The organism is Falsigemmobacter intermedius (genome assembly GCF_004054105.1).
Lineage (GTDB): Bacteria > Pseudomonadota > Alphaproteobacteria > Rhodobacterales > Rhodobacteraceae > Wagnerdoeblera > Wagnerdoeblera intermedia.
The window spans coordinates 55,779-73,699 of the sequence record NZ_SBLC01000016.1 but is presented as its reverse complement, the minus strand read 5'-3'; the positions used below and the strand labels follow the sequence as shown (position 1 = coordinate 73,699).

Sequence of the window (17,921 nt, the reverse complement as noted above, 5' to 3'; positions counted from 1 at the left end):
CTTACTGCGGTTTCGCCGGGCGCGGATCGCCCAGACCCAGGCTCCGGCCGATGATTTCGAGCATGATTTCATTGGTCCCGGCATAGATGCGGGCGATCCGGGCATCGGTCCACATCCGCGCCACCCGGGTCTCTTCCATGAAGCCCATGCCGCCGTGGAACTGCAGACACTGATCCATCACCTCACCCTCCAGCACGGAGGTGGCATATTTGGCCGCGGCGGAAGCCTCAGGCGACAGCGCCCCCTCATTGGCCTCAAGCACGCAGGCGTCGACAAAGGCCTGCATCGCATCAAGTTTCGCGCGCATCTCTGCCATGCGGAAGCGCGAATTCTGAAAGGCCCCGATGGGTTTTCCAAAAGCGCGGCGGTCGAGAAGATACTGATGGGTCAGATCAAAGGCGGTCTGCGCATGGGCCTGGCTGGTGATGGCCGACATCAGCCGCTCAACCGCGAGAAGCTTTGTCATATGGGCAAAGCCCTGCCCCTCCTGGCCCAGGAGGGCGTCCTTGGGCAGGCGCAGATCGGTGAAGAGGATCTCCCCTGTGTCCTGCTCATGCAGACCGATCTTTTTGAGATGCTGACCACGCGAGAATCCCGGCGCATCCGAGGGGACAAGAAAGAGCGAAATCTGCCCGCGCCCCGTTCCGGTCTTCGCCGCCACCACAAAAAGACTGCCTGTCACGCCATATGAAATGAAGGTCTTGGCCCCGTTTAACCGCCAGTGATCGCCCATATCCTCCGCTTTGGTGCGGATGGCTGCCAGATCAGAGCCGGTGTCCGGCTCTGTCATGGCAATCCCCAGGATCACCTCACCCGAAACCGCGCCGGGAAGCCACCTCGCCTTTTGCTCAGGCGTGGCGAAATGGTCGAGATAGGGGCCGACGAGCATGGAATGGGCGTTGTGGAAGAAGCCGGCTCCGCAGGCGCGGACGGTTTCTTCCTGCAACACCTGCACAAAGCGCAGATCGCGCAGGCCCAGACCGCCATAGTCTTCTTCGGCCCAGAGCAGCAAAAGCCCCTCTGCGCCGAGGCGCGTCATGGCAGCCGGATCGACAAACCCCTGCTCGCGCCAGCGCGCGGTCTGCGGGGCAAATTCGCTTTCCATCAGGCGGCGGACGGAGGCACGAAACTGGATCTGCTCGGGCGTGAAGGCCCGCGGCAGGGCAGGAAAATCAGTCATCACTCAATCCTCAGCCGACGCGGCGGCTCTGGCCCTGCCAGAAGCTCTCACGCAGCTCTCGTTTCAGGATCTTGCCCGCAGGCGAAAGCGGCATCTCGCTGCGGAACTCAAAGCTGCGCGGGCATTTGAACCCGGCGATTTCGGCTTTGCAGAGGGCTTTGAACTCTGCCTCTGAGGCGCTTTGCCCCTCATGCAGAACCAGAACGGCATGGACCCGCTCGCCCCATTCCGGGTCCGGGACGCCGATCACGGCGCAGAACTGCACGGCAGGGTGACGTGCGAGGACGTTCTCCACTTCGGTGGAATAGACGTTCTCGCCCCCGGTGATGATGATATCCTTCACCCGGTCAACGACATAGACGAAGCCCTCTTCATCCATCATCCCCGCATCGCCGGTGTGCAGCCAGCCGGTGCGCAGGGCATGGGCGGTCTCTTCGGGGCGGTTCCAGTAGCCCAGCATCACGGTCGGGCCGCGCACGCAGATTTCTCCCACGGTGCCGGGGGGAACTTCGCGGTCCTCTTCATCGCGGATGGTGATCTCCGCTGTCGGGATCGAGCGTCCGGCAGAGGCCATGTGGCGCACCGAAGGATCGGCGGTGTGCAGCTCCGGCGCGAGTGCCGCGACCACCGGCGAGGCTTCGGTCTGGCCATAGACCTGCAGGAACCCGGCCGATGGAAAGGCCTTCATCGCCGCCTGCAGAAGCGTCTGATCGATGGGCGCCGCCCCGTAACGGATGGAGCGCAGGCTGGAGGTGTCGCGGATCGCGTGATCGGGGTGGTCAATCAGACGGCGCAGCATGGTGGGCACGGTGAAAATATCGCCGATCTTCCATTTCTCAATCAGGCGAAGCGTCTCAGCCGCGTCAAAGGCCGGGATCAGCACATGGGGCGCACGGCGCAGGCTGAACTGCACCACCACCGCCATGCCGCCGATGTGAAAAAGCGGCGCGACATGCAGACCCGGGGCCGAGCCGCCATGATCCGCCCCCGCCGTCAGGCCAAGCGCATCCATCATCAGGTTCTGATGGCTGAGCATCACGCCTTTCGGCGTGCCGGTGGTGCCGCCGGTGTAGAAAATCGCCGCCAGATCGCTGCCACCGCGCAGGGCATCTTCGCAGGGGTCATGGGTGGCGATCAGGCGCTCATAATCATGGCTGCCTTCCGGCGCGGGGGCGCTGCCCTCGCTCATATATATGACGGTTTCCAGCTTTTGCGACAGGCGGCGTAGCTCGGGCACCATGGGGGCAAAGCTGTCATCGACCAGCAGCACGCGGGTGTCGCAGTCATCAAGAGAAAAGGCGATCTCTTTGGCCGACCAGCGGATATTGACGGCGTTGAGCACCCCGCCCGCCCAGAGGGTCGCGAAGATATATTCGATGTAACGGTCTGAGTTCATCGACAAAATGCCGATCCTCTCGCCGTCGCGGATCCCAAATCCGCGCAGAGCGGCGGCCAGACGCGAGACGCGGTCTTTCAGCTCGGCCCGGGTGCGGATGCGGTCGCCACAGATCGTGGCGGGCTGATGGGGCTGTTCGCGCGCGTCGCGGTGGATGGCGGCGGTCAGATGCATGTCTCTCTCCCTCAGGGTCGCCGGCTCCCCCCGGCCCCGATTGTCACCCTGCCAGATCCAGGGCCCCCCTGCCCTCGTCGGTTCGGACGAAATACGCTCAGGGGATCAGTTTCATCTGCCGCGCGACCGCCACGGCCCGGGTCCGGCTGGCGGTGCCGAGCTTGGAATTGATGTTGCGCAGATGGGTGCGCACCGTGCTGTCGGACACGAAAAGCTTTTCCGACATTGCGGCATTGGAATAGCCCTCTGCCAGCAGATGCAGCACCTGCAGCTCCTTGGCGGTCAGCGCATCCAGCGGACGGGCGGGGAATTCTTCCTCGGATCCGCTCTCCTCAGAGGGGGCCAGTGCGGCGCGCAATGTGCCAAACCAGGCACCGAAGCGCGCATCGCGCGAAAGTGCGCCGGTCTGCCAGCCCTGGGCGGCGAATCCCTCCAGAAGCCGGGCAACGGGGCGGCCCTCATCCAGAAGCAGGCGGTGATATTCCTCCCGCGCGGCGGCGGAAAGAACGGGTTGCAGCAGCCGGAAGGCCTCGGGGCGTGCGCCGGCCTGATAGCGCGCCGCCGCCTCCAGCAGGCGCAGCAGCATGGCGCGGCGGTGACGGCGGTGGCCAAGCGCCCCGGTCAGTTCCGGCCCGATCAGCCGCAGCGCCGATGCCGGATCTTCCTCCTGCAGATGCAGCCGGATTTTTGCCAGCGCCAGAGTGTCGAGGTCATTGGCCAGCAGCCTCTGGCTGGCGATGCGTTCCCACAGGGCCGCATCTTCCAGACGGCGGAGCTGTTCGCGCGCGGCGCGAAGATTGCCCTGCGCCTGAAAAAGCCGTGCGCGTTCCAGCCCGGCCCCCGCGACCACGCGCGGCAGATTGCGCACGGAGCCATAGCGCTCCAGCCGCACGAGTTCGGCGAAAGCCTCATCCACCTCACCAAAGTGAAAGGAAATCCGCGACAGATGGCAGGCGGCCAGAATGGCGTGATCGATGAAGCCCGCCTGCAGCGCCAGCGGCAGCTGCAGCCGCAGGATCTGCGAGGTTCCCGTCAGATTGCCGCTCTCATAAAGCGTCAGCGCATAGGGGATGCCCGCCCAGACATTGCCGTTCAGCCCGTCCGCCGCCGTGTCCGAATGAGTGGTCGCCGCGATGCGCAGCCGCGCCTTGGCCAGCAGAAAGCGGTTGTCCTGCAGATCCGACATGGCCTGAACGGATTCACCGTAGATCACGCTGAAAGGCTGATCGTCGTCCAAAGGTGCAGGCTCTGCCAGCCGCGCGCGATCAAGGGTGGCGCGGATATTGGCCAGCAAAATCCGTGTTGTCGCCCGCGCATAGGGCGAGGCCGAGGCCATCAGCGCCATGGCCTCATGGCCTTCGGTTTCCGCGCCAGGGAAATCATCCTCCATGGCGCGGATCATCGGGCGCAGGCAGGCCGCTTCGGCCAGATGGGACGGATCACTCAGACTTTGCAGCGCGGGATGCGCAAGGATCTGCCGCGCAGCCCCCGGCCCGATGGTCAGGCAGGTGGTCCAGGCCTGCATCAGCAACAGATCAGGTGCAGCCGCCAGAAGATCGGCGGGCAGAAGGCTCAGCCAGCGCGACAGGCGGCGCAGCTGCCCGGTCTGCAAGAGCCGCACCCCCTCTCCGCGCAGATGGGCGATGGCGCGGGGATAATCCCCCGCTTTCAGGCGGTGGTCGATGGCCGGGACCAGCCGCCCCTCTCCCTCAAACCAGGCAGCTGCGCGGCGGTGGAGTTCCGCTTCCTCCCCTTCGGGCAGATAATGCGAAAGGCGCGCACGCAGATGGCTGAGCAGCAGATTGTGACAGCGGTAAAGCTCTCCCGCCCCGTCCAGCCGCGTGATCAGCGCATTGGAGGAGGCCAGCCCCTCCAGCGCCGCCCGGGCATCGGTTTCGGGACAGACCGCCTGACACAGCGGCACCGAGAGATCCTGCAGCACCGAGGTGCGCAGCAAAAACTGCCAGAGCGGACGCGGGAGTTCGCGCAGAAACTGCTCGGTCAGATAATCCCCCACCGCCTGATCGGTGCCGTCAAACTGATCGAGAAAGGCCGGGATCGCGCCCTGGCGGCGCATGGCCGATGACGCCATCCTGAGCGCCGCGGGCCAGCCCTCGGTGCGGCGCTGCAACCGCGCCAGCGCCTCCTGATCAAGGGTCAGCTTTTCGATCCCGATCAGAAAGGCGCTGGTCTCTTCGGGGGTAAAGCGCAGCTCCGTGGGGCGAAACTCCAGCAGCTGCCCGCGCAGACGCAGACGGGCGAGGCCAAGGTTTTGCGGAATGCGCCGGGTGCCGATCACCAGGACCCCATTGTCCGGAAGCTCGGCCAGCACTTCGCGCAGCAGATCCGGGGCGGTGTCGTCCTGGATCGTCTCTGCCTCATCGATGAAGAGCGCGAAGGGGTTTTGCAAAGTGACCAGCCGCTCGAGCGGCGAAGGCTGCGGGTCAGGCGGGGTCAAAGCCGGACCGCCTTCCGCGGCTTCAAGCTGGCTGACCGCCAGATCCAGCAGCGGATGCAGCGTTTCGGACTGCAGATCGGGGCCGTTGAGGGTGATCCAGGCCGTGGAATAGCCCGCCTTCATCAGATGGCGGCGCATCTGCCCCATGGAGACGGTCTTGCCATAGCCGGAAGGGGCGCGAAAGAGAACCAGACGGATTGGTGCAAGCTCCGCCGGATCGGGCAGAAGCTGACGGCGCTCCAGCTGACTGGCACTCTCGCCCGGCGGTCGCAACCGCAGGCTCAGCGCCGCGGCCCCCTTCGGCTGCGTGCCCGTAACTGCACTCATGTCGCTCTCCCCTGTCGCAGCCGTCCTCTCCGGCACCTGCGCCCCTGGCAGCAGTAAATGAAAAAGTCACCGCGCGGGCAAGCGCCCGCGCGGCAAATCCGGAGAAAAAATCCTGTCAGTTCAGACCGTAAGAGGCACGGTCGAGCTTTTCATAGACTTCCGACCAATAGAGTTTCTCGATTTCTTCCGCCGAATTGATATTGGCGGTCAGACCCATCCATTTCTCAAGGATCGGCAGGAAGTCATCGATCATCTGCTGGGCGTTTTCGATGCCGAATTTCTCAGCATAGGCTTTGCCGATCACCTCTTTGGCCTCTTTGGTGGCAAACTCGCGCGAGAACTCCATCAGCCCTTCATCGGCCCTGGTGATCTCAATCCCGGCGGCCTTTGCGGTCTCAACGGCGGCACGGTCCGAGGCTTCATAGCGCCAGGTGACATCGGCGGCATAGGCGTTGACGGCTTTGAACATGGCCTCACGCTCTTCGGCGCTCAGACCCTTCCAGACGTCGAGGTTGACGTTGGCCATGGCATTCGAGGCGAAGGTGCCGCCCGGGATCGACGGCTCAATCGCTTTGATGACATCGACCAGACCCATATTGGTCAGCTCCGGGATCGCGGTGACCACGCAGTCGATCACGCCCTGGCTCAGCCCCTCAAAGATTTCATTGAGCGGCAGCGACACGGAGGTCGCCCCGAGCGCGGTCGCCCAGCGGGCCCATTGCGCCCCCGCCACGCGCAGACGCTTGCCCTTGATGTCCTCAAGCGTGGTCACGGGCTTCACGCATTGCAGGCCATAGTTGGTCGAGGCGGTGAAGCCGGTATAGACCTGATTGTGTTTGGTATATTCCGCACGGCAGTCGGCACAGTGCAGCATGATATATTCACCCATGGCCCCCGCATAGGCCATGTTCAGGTTTGAGGTGCGCCCGGCAAAGAGCGTCTGCATATTCAGTTCCGCCAGCATATTGGTGCGCGGGAAGAGCGCGGGCGCATAGGCCGGAACCGACCAGCCCATATCGGCCATGCCGTCGCGGATGCCGTCCGGGGTCTCCAGGAAGTTCAGAAGCGACATCGGATAGGCTTCGATTTTGATCTTGCCGCCGGTCAGCTCATCAATTCTGGCCGAGAGGCTTGCGGTTGCCTTGTCGGTGTCCGAGCCCGGCGGGAAGCCATGGGCATAGCTCAGCGTGCGGTCGGCCTGGGCCGCGCCTGCGCCAAGGCTTAACGCCAGGGTGAGAGCTGCGGCGAACGTTTTATTCTTCTTCATGTTATCCTCCCGTTTGAAATATCCGGCCCTCCGCTCCCTAATCCCCGGGGGCCGTCTGGTTGTGCAGCCCCCTGCACGGGGGGCTGCGGTTTGTCAGCGGATCATCGCAGGCAGGGTCGTGATGATCTCAGGCACCGTCCAGAACAGCGCCACGAGGCAGAGATCGAGGATGATGAACCACATCACGCCGCGGAAAATCTGGCCGGTCCGGATCGAATTTCCGACCACCGATTTCACGACAAAGACGTTCATCCCCACCGGCGGCGTCAGCATGCCGATCTCCAGCAGTTTGCACAGGATGATCCCGAAGAGGATCATATCGAAGCCCTGGGCGTGCAGGATCGGCAAAAGGATCGGCAGCGTCAGCAGCATGCAGCCCAGCGGCTCAAGGAACATGCCCAGCAGCAGATAGATTAGCACCATGCCGATCATCAGCAGCGTCGGATCGACCCCGGCTGAAATCACCAGGCCTGAGAGATATTTCGCCGCCCCCGAGATGGTCAGAAACCGCGTCAGAAGCGAAGCGCCGATGCCGATGATCAACAGCATCGAGGTCGAAAGCAGCGTCTCAAAGGCGGCCGTCTGCAACCGCTTCCAGGTAAATTCACCCTTGGCGATGGCGATGATCAGCGCGATGAAAGCCCCCGCAGCGCCGGCCTCGGTCGGGGTGAAAACCCCGAAGAAGATGCCGCCGAAAATCGTGATCACGGTCAGGATCAGCGGCCAGGTCTCCCACAAAGCCGCGAGCTTTTCGGCGCGGGTCACCTGCACATCGATGCGTGGCGCGACGCCGGGCTGGAATTTTGCGCGCAGAAAGATCAGCGTGACATAGGCAAAAATCGTGACCAGACCTGCCGCGAGGCCCCCCAGAAACAGCTTGGCAATCGATTGTTGCGCGATGATCCCGTAAAGGATCAGGATGATCGAGGGCGGGATCAGCGCGCCGATGGTGCCTGCCGCTGCGACCAGCGCCCCGGCAAAACCCGGCTCATAGCGCGCCTTCAGCATCTCCGGCACGGCAATCCGTCCGATGGTGGCCGAGCAGGCGATCGAGGAGCCTGAGACGGCGGCAAAACCCGCAGCCCCTGCAATCGCCGAGATGCCCAAGCCGCCCGGCAGCCAGGACAGCCATAGCCTTGCGGCCCGAAACAGCCCCTGGGTCAGCCCCATGTAAAAGCAGATATATCCCAGCAGCAGAAACATCGGGATCGATGAAAGCACCCAGCTGGCTGAGAACTGATAGGGGATCATCGCCAGCGCCCCCCAGGCTACTTTCGGCCCCTTCAGGATCCAGAGCCCCGAGAAAGAGACCGAGATCAGCGTGATCCCGATGGGCATGCGCAGCATCAGAAGGCAGATCAGCAGGCCCAGAAGGCTGAGGCCGATGGAGACGTCACTCATTCGCTGCTCTCCTCACCAAGACCCAGATCGCGGTTCACGATCAGCTCGAGCGCCCGGGCCGCGGCAACCAGCGTCATCAGTGCGCAGCCCGCCACGATGGCGAAATACCCGGGCCAGACGATGACAGAGCTGTTGCCCTGATCGATGGTCTCACCCAGCCGGAATTTACCCATGGCCTGGCCCCAGGCCGCCCAGGTCATCGCGCCCATGATGAGCGTCGTCACAACCCTGGCCATCAGCTTGAGAAAGCGCTGCACCCCCTCAGGCAGATGCTGCACCACAACATCCACCGCCAGATGGCGGTTTTTCAGTTCCAGCAGCGCAAAGGGCAGGAACAGCACGAACAGCATGTAGTAATTGGCCACGTAAATCAGCGTGCCCGGCAGAACGATCCCAAGGGTATAGCGCAGCACGACTTCCAGCGTGATGTGCAGCATCATCAACAGCACGCAGACCGTTCCGGCCATCGCCAGCCAGTGGGTCGCACGTTCAAGGACAAGCCCGAAGGCGCTGACCCTGACGGTTTGGGGTTCACTCATCCCTGTTCCTCCCTGACGCGGGTCGTCGGTCACGCCGGGCCGTGAAAGCGGGCCGGCCGTTTTTCGAGAAAAGCGCGACGCCCCTCCTCAAAGGCGGCGCTGTCGAGGTGATGGCGCTGAACCTCAGCCTCCAGAGCCATCTGCGAGCAAAGATCATTGCCCCTGGCCGCGGCGAAAAGACGGCGCAGAGCGGGGGCCATGCCCGCGGGCGCGGCCAGAAGGCTCTGCACTACCGTCTCAAGCCCGTTTTCCAGATCCGCATCGGGCAGCGCCTGCCAGATCAGTCCCCAGTCCGCCGCCTGCCGGCCGCTGAGGCGCCCGCCGAGCAGAGATACCCCCATAGCCCGCGCCTGACCGAGCCTTTCGCTCAGCACATGGGTGGCGCCCAGATCGGGCATCAGCCCGAGGTTGGGTGCAAAGGGAAAGAGAAAAAAGGCACTCTCTGCCGCGAGCGTCAGATCGGTGGCCAGCGCAAGGCTCGCCCCCGCTCCGGCCGCCGCCCCCTCAACCACCGAGATTGTGGTGAAGGGCACTGACTGCAGATCCTCGATCACGCGGTTCGAGATTTCTTCCATCTGCCGCGAGACCGTGGTGCCAAGGCTCTCAGTCCCGGCCCCCTGCAGATCGCCCAGCGAAGCGCCGGAGCAGAATGCGCCGCCTGCCCCGCGCAGGATCAAAAGCCGCGTTTCGCCCGCCGCCGTCAGATCGGACAGGGCCGCGCGCAGGTTGCGCTGCAGATCCAGCGTCAGCGCATTGCGCGCCGGGCCTTCCATGGTCAGCCGGGCCAGCGCGCCTTCCTTTTCAAGGATAAGCCGGGTCATCAGAGCCGCTCAATGATGGTGACATTGGCCAGACCGCCGCCCTCGCACATGGTCTGCAGGCCGTAGCGGGCTTTGCGTTTGCCAAGCGCGTGGATCAGCGTGGTCATCAGTTTGGCGCCGCTGCCGCCAAGGGGGTGGCCAAGCGCAATGGCACCGCCGCGCACATTCACCCGCGCCGGATCCGCGCCGGTTGCGGCCTGAAAGGCCAGCGGGATCGGCGCAAAGGCCTCATTCACCTCAAAAAGATCAATGTCATCAATCGACAGACCCGCAAGGCCGAGGGCGCGTTTCGTGGCCGGGATCGGCGCTTCAAGCATGACCACCGGATCGGCACCGGTCACCGACATATGCACAATCCGCGCCAGGGGGGCGACGCCGAGGCGCTTCAGCCCGGCCTCATTGACCACCATCACCCCGGCGGCACCGTCACACATCTGGCTGGCGTTTCCGGCGGTCAGAACGCCGCCCTCAACCAGTGGCGCAAGCCCCGCCAGACCCTCGGCACTCGCGGTGCGGCGGATGCCTTCGTCGTGCAGATGCATCTCTCCGGTCGGCTCAAACGCCTCATTGCGCAGCGCGACGGGCAGGATTTCATCGGTGAAATGGCCCTTGTCCTCGGCCTCTGCCGCGCGCTGGTGGCTGCGAAGCGCATAGGCGTCGAGCATCTCCCGCGAGAAGCCGTATTTGCGCGCGATCATCTCAGCGCCTTCAAACTGGTTGAAGATGATCCCCGGATAGCGGCGGCGGATATTGGGGCTGATGTAGCTGCCGTAGCCGTTTTTACGCGGCAGCCAGTCGGCCATGCCCATGGGGACGCGGCTCATGGATTCGACCCCGGCCGCGATCACGCAGTCCATGGTGCCCGACATCACCGCCTGAGCCGCAAAATGGATCGCCTGCTGCGAGGAGCCGCATTGCCGGTCGACAGAGGTTCCCGGCACGCTTTCGGGCAGCGACGAGGCCAGCACCGCATTGCGCGCAATGTTAAAGGCCTGCTCGCCCACCTGACCCACACAGCCCAGCACCACATCGTCAATGCTGTCAGGCGCCGCCCCGCTGCGGGCGACCAGCGCATCAATCACCTCTGCGGCCAGATCAGCGGGGTGCCAGTTCGAAAGCCGCCCCCCCTTTCGCCCGCCCGCCGTACGTATTGCGCTGACGATATATGCCTCTGCCATGCTGTCCCTCCCGTCCTCTCAGGCAGACCGCCCCCGTCTGCACCGGGCCGGAGCCGCCCGCTCCTGATGACAAGGCTAGTCCGGCCGGAACCGCGCGGCATCGTCGCATTCGACGAGAAGACGAGCGGGATATTCGTGAGAGCGCGGGTTGAGGCGGATGGCCCGCAGCCGGTATTGACCGGGCGGCTCACCCCCTGCAGCCATGGCTGCTTCGGGAGTGACGTGATGTGGAGGAGGACGGGCAGCGTGGTTCCCGCCGGGAGGATCAGGTTCCACAGCGCCGTGTCATCAGAGGCAACGCCTGACCGATCTTCAGGCGCTGCTTTAACTTCGCCCCGTAATCCGATGGGCAGACATAAAAAAGCCGGCGTCTCCGCCGGCTTTCTTTCTTACATCAGGCCCAGCCAGCGTGGCAGCGCCAGCGACAGTGCCGGGACAAAAGTCGTGACCAGCATCAGCGGCATTGCCACCCAGAGGATCAGCTTCAGTGCCGGCATCACGGCCTGTCCCACCGGCGCTTTGCCGATCCGGCATGCCATATAGAGCAGCGGTGCCATCGGCGGGCTGTTGGCACCGATCACCACAGAGGTCGCCACGATGGACGCGAAATGCACCGGATGAACATCCACCGAGACCATCAGCGGCAGCAGCAGCGGGGCGATGACCACGGTGATCGAGACGTCATCAATGATCGCACCGACCACAATCAGAAAGCTCACCACCAGCAGGATGACGAGGATCGGATCCTCAACCGCGGCCATAACCAGCTCGGTCAGCTCCTGCGGGATGCGCTGCGAGACCATGATCCGGCCGATGATGAAGGAAAAGAGCAGGATCAGCACGATTGAGCCGGTCGTCTCCGCCGCCTGCACCGCGCTGTTGCACATCTTCTTCACGGTCATATCGCGGTAGATGAACATGCCGATCAGAACCGCTGCAAGCACGGCAAAGGCTGCAGCCTCTGTGGGGGTAAAGACACCCCCATAGATCCCGCCGATGATGATCAGCGGCACCAGCAGGGCCGGAAGGGTCCGCGCGGTGATCGCCATCTTTTCGCGCATCGGCAGAGCCGCGGGCGCGGGGGTCTCATGAAAACTGCGGCCGACCTGAAAGCGGTTGAAGACCATCAGCCCGCCCATCAGCAGCAGACCCGGAACGATCGAGGCCGCAAAACAGGCCGCCACCGACTGCTGCGTCGCCACGGCAAAGAGGATCATGGTGATCGAGGGCGGGATCAGAATGCCGATCAGCGAGGAAATTCCCAGCAGCGCCGCCGAATAGCCGCGCGGATAGCCGCGCTTCTCCATCGGGTCGATCATCAGCGTGCCGATTGCCGCAACCGCCGCCGAGGCCGTGCCCGCAATCGCGCCGAAAAGGCCCGAGGCTCCGACCATCGCAGTGCCCATACCGCCGCGCCGCCGGCCGATCAGCATCTCAATAAAGGCGATCAGACGCCCGGCGATGCCACCCGATTCCATCAGGTAGCCCGCCAGAATAAACAGCGGCAGCGCCAGCAGGATCACCGAGTTCAGCGAGCGAAATCCCTGAAGCATCAGGGTGTTGAGATTGGCATCATAGACCCAGGCCAGAGCCGCGACGACACCGGCGAAAGACCAGGCCACGGGCAGACCCAGCCCCAGAAGCGCCAGAAGCAAAAGCAGAACGAAAAGCGATTCCACGGCTTTATCCTTTCAGACCGGCGCATTTCAGCGCACAGACCGCCCGCGCCAGATCGCGCAGGCCGTAAAGCGCGGCCGAGACCACCATCAAAGCCAGAGGCGCCTGAGCCCACCACAGGGGCACATTGAGAACCGGGATGGTCTGCGGGCGCTTCATCCCCCAGGCGAACATGCCCCAGACCCATTGGGCAAAGAACACCACCACCACCAGGGTCAGCACCGAGATCAGCAGATCATGCAGCGCCTTTGCACGCGGCGACTGCAATGAGCCGGCAAGGAAATCCACCACCAGATGCTCGCGCCGCCGGGTCGCAAGAACCGCGCCGCCCATGTAAAGCCACATGGCGGCAAAGAGGCTCGTCTCATGCATACCAGCGAGCGAAAGATCAAAGAAATACCGCAGGATAACAAGCGCAACCAGTGCAAGTGTAATCACCGCAGAGGTCACGATCACCAGGACGCGCAGGAGGCCGTCAAGCCCCCTGTCGCAGAGTTTCAAAAAGCCGAGCATGATCCGGCTCAGATTTTCGATGCGTTTTCACGCACGAGCGTCATCAGCTCTTCGCCCAGCAGCGGCTCCATCTGCGGCCAGACTTTCTCGCGCACGGTGGCGACCATGGCCTTCATCTGCTCCTCAGTAGGCTCGATGAACGCATGGCCGAGCGCTTTCCACTTCTCCGCATCGGCAATGTTCGCGGCTTCTGCGGCGGCGAACCGGTCTTCCATCACTTCGCGGGCGGCAGCGCGGACAACTTCCTGATGCTCCGGCGAGAGCTTTTCAAGGCTTTCAGCATTGGCGGTCAGGACACCGGTGATCAGCTGGGCGCGGGTGTAGGTCCAGTCGGTCAGCAGATCCGGGAAATAGGTCAGATCGTAGAAGATGATATTGGCGCCGTCACCGGCCACGATCCCGGTCTGGATCGCGGAATAAAGCTCGCCCCAGTCGATGGCCGCGGTCTGATAGCCAAGCGCCTGAACGATTTCGGTGAAGGGGAAGACCGGCGGGACGCGGACTTTGAACTTCGCAGCCTCTTCGACCGAGGTTGCATGACCACCCTTGGTGCCGATGCCGTTGAAGCCCTCGGGCCAGGCGCCCATAAAGACCAGACCCTGATCTTCATAGATTTTGCCCATGGCCTCGCTCATCCAGCCGTCGGGCGCATAGGCTTTCAGACCGTCTTCCCAGTTGGTGAAGAGATAGGGGGTGTAAAGCAGCGAGATACGCTGGTCATAAGAGGTCATCGGCCAGTTGAGCATCAGATCAACGTCGCCTGCCATCAGAAGGTCAAAAACCTCCTGCTGACCGCCGAGTTCGTTCTGGTAGAAGATCTCGAATTTGACTTCACCCTGGGTGCCGTCTTCGATCTTCTTTGCCCAGGCCTCAATGGCATCGCCGGGGGCTGAGCCTTTGGCGCCGGAATCGGTGGCGATTTTCAGAACGGTTTCCGACAGCGCCGGCGAGGCCAGGCTCAGACAGCCCGCAAGGGCCAGGCTCAGAAGTTTGACGGTCATGCTCAGCTCTCCATCACGGGCCATAGGGTGCCGGGGCCAGCTCCGGCTTTTCCGTTCACTTATGTTTAGGCTGAGCGGCTCGACGGAACGGCGATCGCCCAGATCCTGTGGCAGGAACGGGCAGATCCTCGAACGAGCGCCGGGTTCTGTCACGGTTCTGTCACATCCTGACAGAAGACATCTGTACAGGCATGTATTGAGAACTACAAACAGAAACCTGCGCAGAGGCCTGCGCCTTGGTCATATTCGGAAACCTCAGCCATGCAGAGGGTAATTTTCTGCGCAACGGCGGGCCATGTCGCAAAGAAAAAGGGCCGGCAGAATGCCGACCCTTTTCAGGTGCTTATGTCGCAGATGTCAGGCCGCGCCGCAGGTCTTCAGCCAGTCGCACATATAGGCCACCAGCCCGCGGTCGAGATGCAGACGCAGACGGCCCTCCTGCTGTGCCAGAACGCAGGTGACCCCGGCAAAGTTCAGCGCCGCGCAGGGCGAAGGCTTGCGAAAATCGATGGCTGAGGCGCGCTGAAGCGCCTCAAAGGTTTTCGGGCCGGAGAGTTCCAGCACCGCCAGCGCTCCGCTCATCGGGGTGACGGCCACACCATCGGAAAAGCCGGCCGATTGCGCCTCACCCGCGACGCCCACGATCAGCGCACGATTGCGCGCAAGGCGCAGCGCGTGGATGCCTTCGGGCACTTCCGCCAGCAGACCACCCGCTTGGGCCAGGCCGTGGCGCGCAAGGGCTGCGTCCAGATCCCCGCTGACCATCTGCTGCGCGATCACCGGCAGCAGACGCACGGTCAGGTTGGGGGTGCTGAAACCTGCGCAGGCTTCGGCCGCAGGGGCCCAGAATGTGCCGCGATCAAGCATTGAGGCGGTCTCCTTTGGGGTCGAAGGCACAGGGCGGCGCGATACGGGCGCGGCGGCGCTGGCCAAGATGCTGCAGGGTGATCTCTTCGCCGTGGCGGGCTGCGCCGCGCTCAATCAGGCCAAGGGCGACCGGATGGGGCAGCGAGACGCTTTCATAGCTTGAGGTGACATAGCCGATCGAACGCGGGGCCGCGCCTGAGAGGTCGAGCCCATGCGCGCCCACCGGCAGCAGGCCCAGACCATCGCTCGGCACCAGACCGACCAGCTGGTTGCGGTCATCGCGCTGCGCCTCATCCTGAAGCAGCGAACGGCGGCCGACGAATTCGACCTTCTTGTTCTTCAGGGGTCCGGCCAGGCCCAGATCCATCGGGCGCGACATCCCGTCGCTGTCCTTGCCGATGACGATAAAGCCTTTCTCGGCCCGCAGGATCATGATCGCCTCAACCCCCACAGCGCCGCCGCCTGCCGCTTTGGCCGCGCCATGCAGCGCCTGCCAGAGCGCCGGTGCCAGATCCTGGCGGATCGAGAGCTCGTAAGAGCGGTCCCCGGTGAAGCTGACGCGGGTCAGCCGCAGCTCCTGCCCCCCGAACCGCCCCCAAAGGGTGGTCATATGGCGGAAGCCTTCATCCGAGAGGTCGGCTTCAATCCCGGCGGCGCGGATCACGTCACGGGCTTTCGGGCCGGTGACGGTCAGGGTCGCGGTTTCCGCCGTCGCGTTATGGATGAAGATCTGCTTTTCGGGGAAGCGATCCTGACGCCATTCCTCCAGCATGCCATGCACGCCTGCGACGTGGCTCGACGAACAGGAGACGATAAAGCGCGTGTCATCGAGGCGCACCAGCACACCGTCATCATAGACAATGCCGCTTTCCGACAGGATGAAGCCATAGCGGCAGCCGCCCGGTTTCACCGTGGAGACGGTGTTGTAATAGATGAAATCAAGGAACTCCGCCGCATCCGGCCCCATCACCTCGATCTTCCCCAGGGGGGAGGCGTCAAAAAGACCCACGCTGTCACGGGCCATACGGGCCTCGCTCAGGATCGCGCCCTCATCGCGGCCATAGAAGGCCGGGCGCAGCCAGCCGCCGTAGTCCCCGAAACTGGCCTCCAGCGCGCGGTGTTCGGCCTCACAGGCCAGGCGGCGCAGCGGGTTCATCCGCTCGCCACCGCGGTTCCCGGCTAAGCTGACATAGGGCACCGGGGTGAAGGGCGGGCGGTAGGTGGTGGTGCCCACCTCGGGGATCGAACGCCCGGTCAGTTGCCCCATCAGCGACAGGCCGTTGAGGTTTGAGGTTTTGCCCTGATCGGTCGCCATGCCAAGGGTGGTATAGCGCTTGAGGTGCTCGACCGAGACAAAGTTTTCCCGCGCGGCAAGGGCCACGTCTTTGGTCGTCACATCGTGCTGATAGTCAATCCAGACCCGGCCCGGCATCGACGGCTCCGGCCAGGCGGGGGTGATGTCCCAGGGCGTGCCTTTGGCTTCGGGGGCGCTGCCTTCAAGACCAAGGGCTGCGGGCAGATCGGCCAGCGCCTCATCGAGCGCAAAGCGGCCATTGGCCCCGCCAAGCACCGTGACGCCGGGAAGATCGGTGACGGGCACCAGCGCAAGCGCCTGCTCATCAAAGCGCAGTTTGCCTTTGGCCTGGGCGTAAAGGTGGATCGTCGGTGTCAGCCCGCCCGAAACCAGCAGCACGTCACAGGGCAGCGTTTCGCCGTTAGAGAGCTTTGCTGCCGTGACCTCTTTGCGGCCCTTCGCCGCGGTCACGCGCAGCCCCTGCAGATGGCGCAGGCGCGGCGCATCCAGCTTTTCGCCGGTGCTGCGGTAATCGACCAGGGTCACCTCTGCGCCAGCTCCCGCCAGCGCCAGCGCGGCCTCTGCCCCGGCAGCGTTGTTGGTGGCGAGAACGATGCGCTCGCCCACCAGCACGCCATAGCGCTTCAGATAGGTCAGCGCGCCATGGGCCGACATAACGCCGGGGATGTCATTGCGATCAAAGGGCAGCGGGCGGTCAATCGCGCCGGTGGCCAGCACGATGCGGTCCGCGCGCACCCGCCAGAGCTGCTCGGGGCGGTCGCCCTCAGCGCGCTGGTTCAGTGCAATGAGGTTGTGGTCGTAAAGCCCGAAGGCCGTGGTGCGCGGCAGCAGCGTCACACCGAGCCTGCGCAGTTCAGCGAGCGTGTCCTGCAGCCAGACCGCGCCCGGCAGACCCGCGATGGTGGCCTCGCGCGACAAAAGGCTGCCGCCCATCCGGCTCTGATCGTCGCAAAGCACGACCGATTTGCCCGCCCGCGCCAGCATCAGCGCCGAGGCCAGACCCACCGGCCCCGCGCCCACAACCACCGCATCACAGTGATGGTTGATCTGCGCGCCCTCAGGGCCGGTTGCTTTCACATCCACTTTGCCCAGACCCGCCATCTCGCGGATCTTCGGCTCAAAAAGATGCCAGTTCGGCCAGATGAAGGTCTTGTAATAAAAGCCCGAAGGAATGAAGCGCGAGAAGAGGTCAATGAACCCTGTCGCATCATGCAGAGCCGTGGGGCTGGTCGAGGCCGATTTCAGCGCGACGCCGTTGACGGCCGCCTCCGTCGTCAGACGCAGGTTAATGCGCGGGGCATCCGCACCCTCCTGGCGCAGATCGGCATAGGCGTTGGGCTCTTCGACACCGGCGGCGAAAATTCCGCGCGGACGGCGGTATTTGAAGCTGCGCGCCACCACTTTGTGACCCGCGGCCAGCAGAGCCGAGGCGAAAGTGTCGCCCTCAAAGCCTTCAACAACGCGGCCGTCGAAGGTGAAGCGGATCTTTTTGCGGCGGTCGATCTCACCGCCCTGGGAGAGGCGTTTCGCACTCATTTGTCAGCCTCATGGCTCAGGGCCCGGCCGGGGGCGGCCTGCATGGTCACGGTGTCACGCTCCAGGGCGAAAAGCTCGCCACAGGGCAGATGCAGCCAGAATTCACGGGCCACACCCTTGGGATTGTTACGGAAATAGAGGTATTGCGACCAGGTCTCAGCGCTGACCGACTGGAACCCCTCGGGGCGCAGGTTGCCCAGATCGCCGCCGAAGTGGAACTCAACTTCGGGACGCTCACCGCAGAAGGGACAGGAAAAGATTTGCATGGATC

At 63.8% G+C, this 17,921-nt stretch carries 14 protein-coding genes; all 14 read right to left on the bottom strand.

Going from position 1 to position 17,921, the window contains the following annotated elements:
* Position 1: 1 nt before the first annotated feature.
* The 14 genes from EP867_RS12265 to EP867_RS12200 all read right to left on the bottom strand — a co-directional run bounded on the left by EP867_RS12265 (position 2) and on the right by EP867_RS12200 (position 17,916).
* Positions 2–1,180: an acyl-CoA dehydrogenase family protein gene (locus tag EP867_RS12265; RefSeq protein ID WP_128489618.1), complete on the bottom strand. Its 1,179-nt coding sequence runs from the start codon at positions 1,178–1,180 to the stop codon at positions 2–4.
* Positions 1,181–1,190: 10 nt separating this feature from the next.
* Positions 1,191–2,750 carry a long-chain-fatty-acid--CoA ligase gene (locus EP867_RS12260; RefSeq protein WP_128489616.1) on the bottom strand — a complete coding sequence of 520 codons (1,560 nt, stop codon included), beginning with the start codon at positions 2,748–2,750 and terminating at the stop codon, positions 1,191–1,193.
* Between the two features lie 97 nt (positions 2,751–2,847).
* Positions 2,848–5,535 (bottom strand): LuxR C-terminal-related transcriptional regulator, encoded by a 2,688-nt coding sequence (locus tag EP867_RS12255; protein WP_128489614.1) that lies wholly within the window; start codon positions 5,533–5,535, stop codon positions 2,848–2,850.
* Positions 5,536–5,650: 115 nt separating this feature from the next.
* Positions 5,651–6,802, bottom strand: a complete 1,152-nt coding sequence (locus EP867_RS12250) for a C4-dicarboxylate TRAP transporter substrate-binding protein (RefSeq protein WP_128489612.1) — start codon at positions 6,800–6,802, stop codon at positions 5,651–5,653.
* Positions 6,803–6,895: 93 nt separating this feature from the next.
* Positions 6,896–8,203: a TRAP transporter large permease gene (locus EP867_RS12245; protein ID WP_128489610.1), complete on the bottom strand. Its 1,308-nt coding sequence runs from the start codon at positions 8,201–8,203 to the stop codon at positions 6,896–6,898.
* Positions 8,200–8,742, bottom strand: a complete 543-nt coding sequence (locus EP867_RS12240) for a TRAP transporter small permease (RefSeq protein WP_128489608.1) — start codon at positions 8,740–8,742, stop codon at positions 8,200–8,202. Before EP867_RS12240 ends, EP867_RS12245 begins: the two co-directional genes overlap by 4 nt.
* A 29-nt stretch (positions 8,743–8,771) precedes the next feature.
* The gene (locus EP867_RS12235; RefSeq protein WP_128489606.1) at positions 8,772–9,563 is read right to left on the bottom strand and encodes an enoyl-CoA hydratase-related protein; all 792 of its coding nucleotides are present in this window, start codon (positions 9,561–9,563) and stop codon (positions 8,772–8,774) included.
* A complete protein-coding gene (locus EP867_RS12230; protein ID WP_128489604.1) occupies positions 9,563–10,741 on the bottom strand; it encodes an acetyl-CoA C-acetyltransferase in 1,179 nt (392 codons plus the stop codon). Before EP867_RS12230 ends, EP867_RS12235 begins: the two co-directional genes overlap by 1 nt.
* Before the next feature lie 389 nt (positions 10,742–11,130).
* Entirely contained in the window at positions 11,131–12,420 is a 1,290-nt protein-coding gene (locus tag EP867_RS12225; RefSeq protein WP_128489602.1) for a TRAP transporter large permease, read from the bottom strand.
* A gap of 4 nt (positions 12,421–12,424) precedes the next feature.
* Positions 12,425–12,931 (bottom strand): TRAP transporter small permease, encoded by a 507-nt coding sequence (locus EP867_RS12220; protein ID WP_128489600.1) that lies wholly within the window; start codon positions 12,929–12,931, stop codon positions 12,425–12,427.
* Positions 12,932–12,939: 8 nt separating this feature from the next.
* Entirely contained in the window at positions 12,940–13,932 is a 993-nt protein-coding gene (gene dctP / locus EP867_RS12215) for a TRAP transporter substrate-binding protein DctP (protein WP_128489598.1), read from the bottom strand.
* Positions 13,933–14,289: 357 nt separating this feature from the next.
* Positions 14,290–14,799, bottom strand: a complete 510-nt coding sequence (locus tag EP867_RS12210; protein ID WP_128489596.1) for an aminomethyltransferase family protein — start codon at positions 14,797–14,799, stop codon at positions 14,290–14,292.
* Positions 14,792–17,650, bottom strand: a complete 2,859-nt coding sequence (locus EP867_RS12205; protein WP_128489593.1) for a 2Fe-2S iron-sulfur cluster-binding protein — start codon at positions 17,648–17,650, stop codon at positions 14,792–14,794. Before EP867_RS12205 ends, EP867_RS12210 begins: the two co-directional genes overlap by 8 nt.
* Positions 17,647–17,916 (bottom strand): sarcosine oxidase subunit delta, encoded by a 270-nt coding sequence (locus EP867_RS12200; RefSeq protein WP_128489591.1) that lies wholly within the window; start codon positions 17,914–17,916, stop codon positions 17,647–17,649. The genes EP867_RS12205 and EP867_RS12200 overlap by 4 nt, the downstream gene beginning before the upstream one ends.
* Between the last annotated feature and the right edge of the window lie 5 nt (positions 17,917–17,921).

Excerpts from the sequence above, each read along its gene's own strand:
- EP867_RS12265 (WP_128489618.1), bottom strand. The coding sequence starts at position 1,180 with ATGACTGATTTTCCTGCCCTGCCGCGGGCCTTCACGCCCGAGCAGATC.
- EP867_RS12200 (WP_128489591.1), bottom strand. The coding sequence starts at position 17,916 with ATGCAAATCTTTTCCTGTCCCTTCTGCGGTGAGCGTCCCGAAGTTGAG.
- dctP (WP_128489598.1), bottom strand. The coding sequence starts at position 13,932 with ATGACCGTCAAACTTCTGAGCCTGGCCCTTGCGGGCTGTCTGAGCCTG.
- EP867_RS12205 (WP_128489593.1), bottom strand. The coding sequence starts at position 17,650 with ATGAGTGCGAAACGCCTCTCCCAGGGCGGTGAGATCGACCGCCGCAAA.
- EP867_RS12230 (WP_128489604.1), bottom strand. The coding sequence starts at position 10,741 with ATGGCAGAGGCATATATCGTCAGCGCAATACGTACGGCGGGCGGGCGA.
- EP867_RS12235 (WP_128489606.1), bottom strand. The coding sequence starts at position 9,563 with ATGACCCGGCTTATCCTTGAAAAGGAAGGCGCGCTGGCCCGGCTGACC.
- EP867_RS12250 (WP_128489612.1), bottom strand. The coding sequence starts at position 6,802 with ATGAAGAAGAATAAAACGTTCGCCGCAGCTCTCACCCTGGCGTTAAGC.
- EP867_RS12245 (WP_128489610.1), bottom strand. The coding sequence starts at position 8,203 with ATGAGTGACGTCTCCATCGGCCTCAGCCTTCTGGGCCTGCTGATCTGC.
- EP867_RS12260 (WP_128489616.1), bottom strand. The coding sequence starts at position 2,750 with ATGCATCTGACCGCCGCCATCCACCGCGACGCGCGCGAACAGCCCCAT.
- EP867_RS12210 (WP_128489596.1), bottom strand. The coding sequence starts at position 14,799 with ATGCTTGATCGCGGCACATTCTGGGCCCCTGCGGCCGAAGCCTGCGCA.
- EP867_RS12240 (WP_128489608.1), bottom strand. The coding sequence starts at position 8,742 with ATGAGTGAACCCCAAACCGTCAGGGTCAGCGCCTTCGGGCTTGTCCTT.
- EP867_RS12255 (WP_128489614.1), bottom strand. The coding sequence starts at position 5,535 with ATGAGTGCAGTTACGGGCACGCAGCCGAAGGGGGCCGCGGCGCTGAGC.
- EP867_RS12220 (WP_128489600.1), bottom strand. The coding sequence starts at position 12,931 with ATGCTCGGCTTTTTGAAACTCTGCGACAGGGGGCTTGACGGCCTCCTG.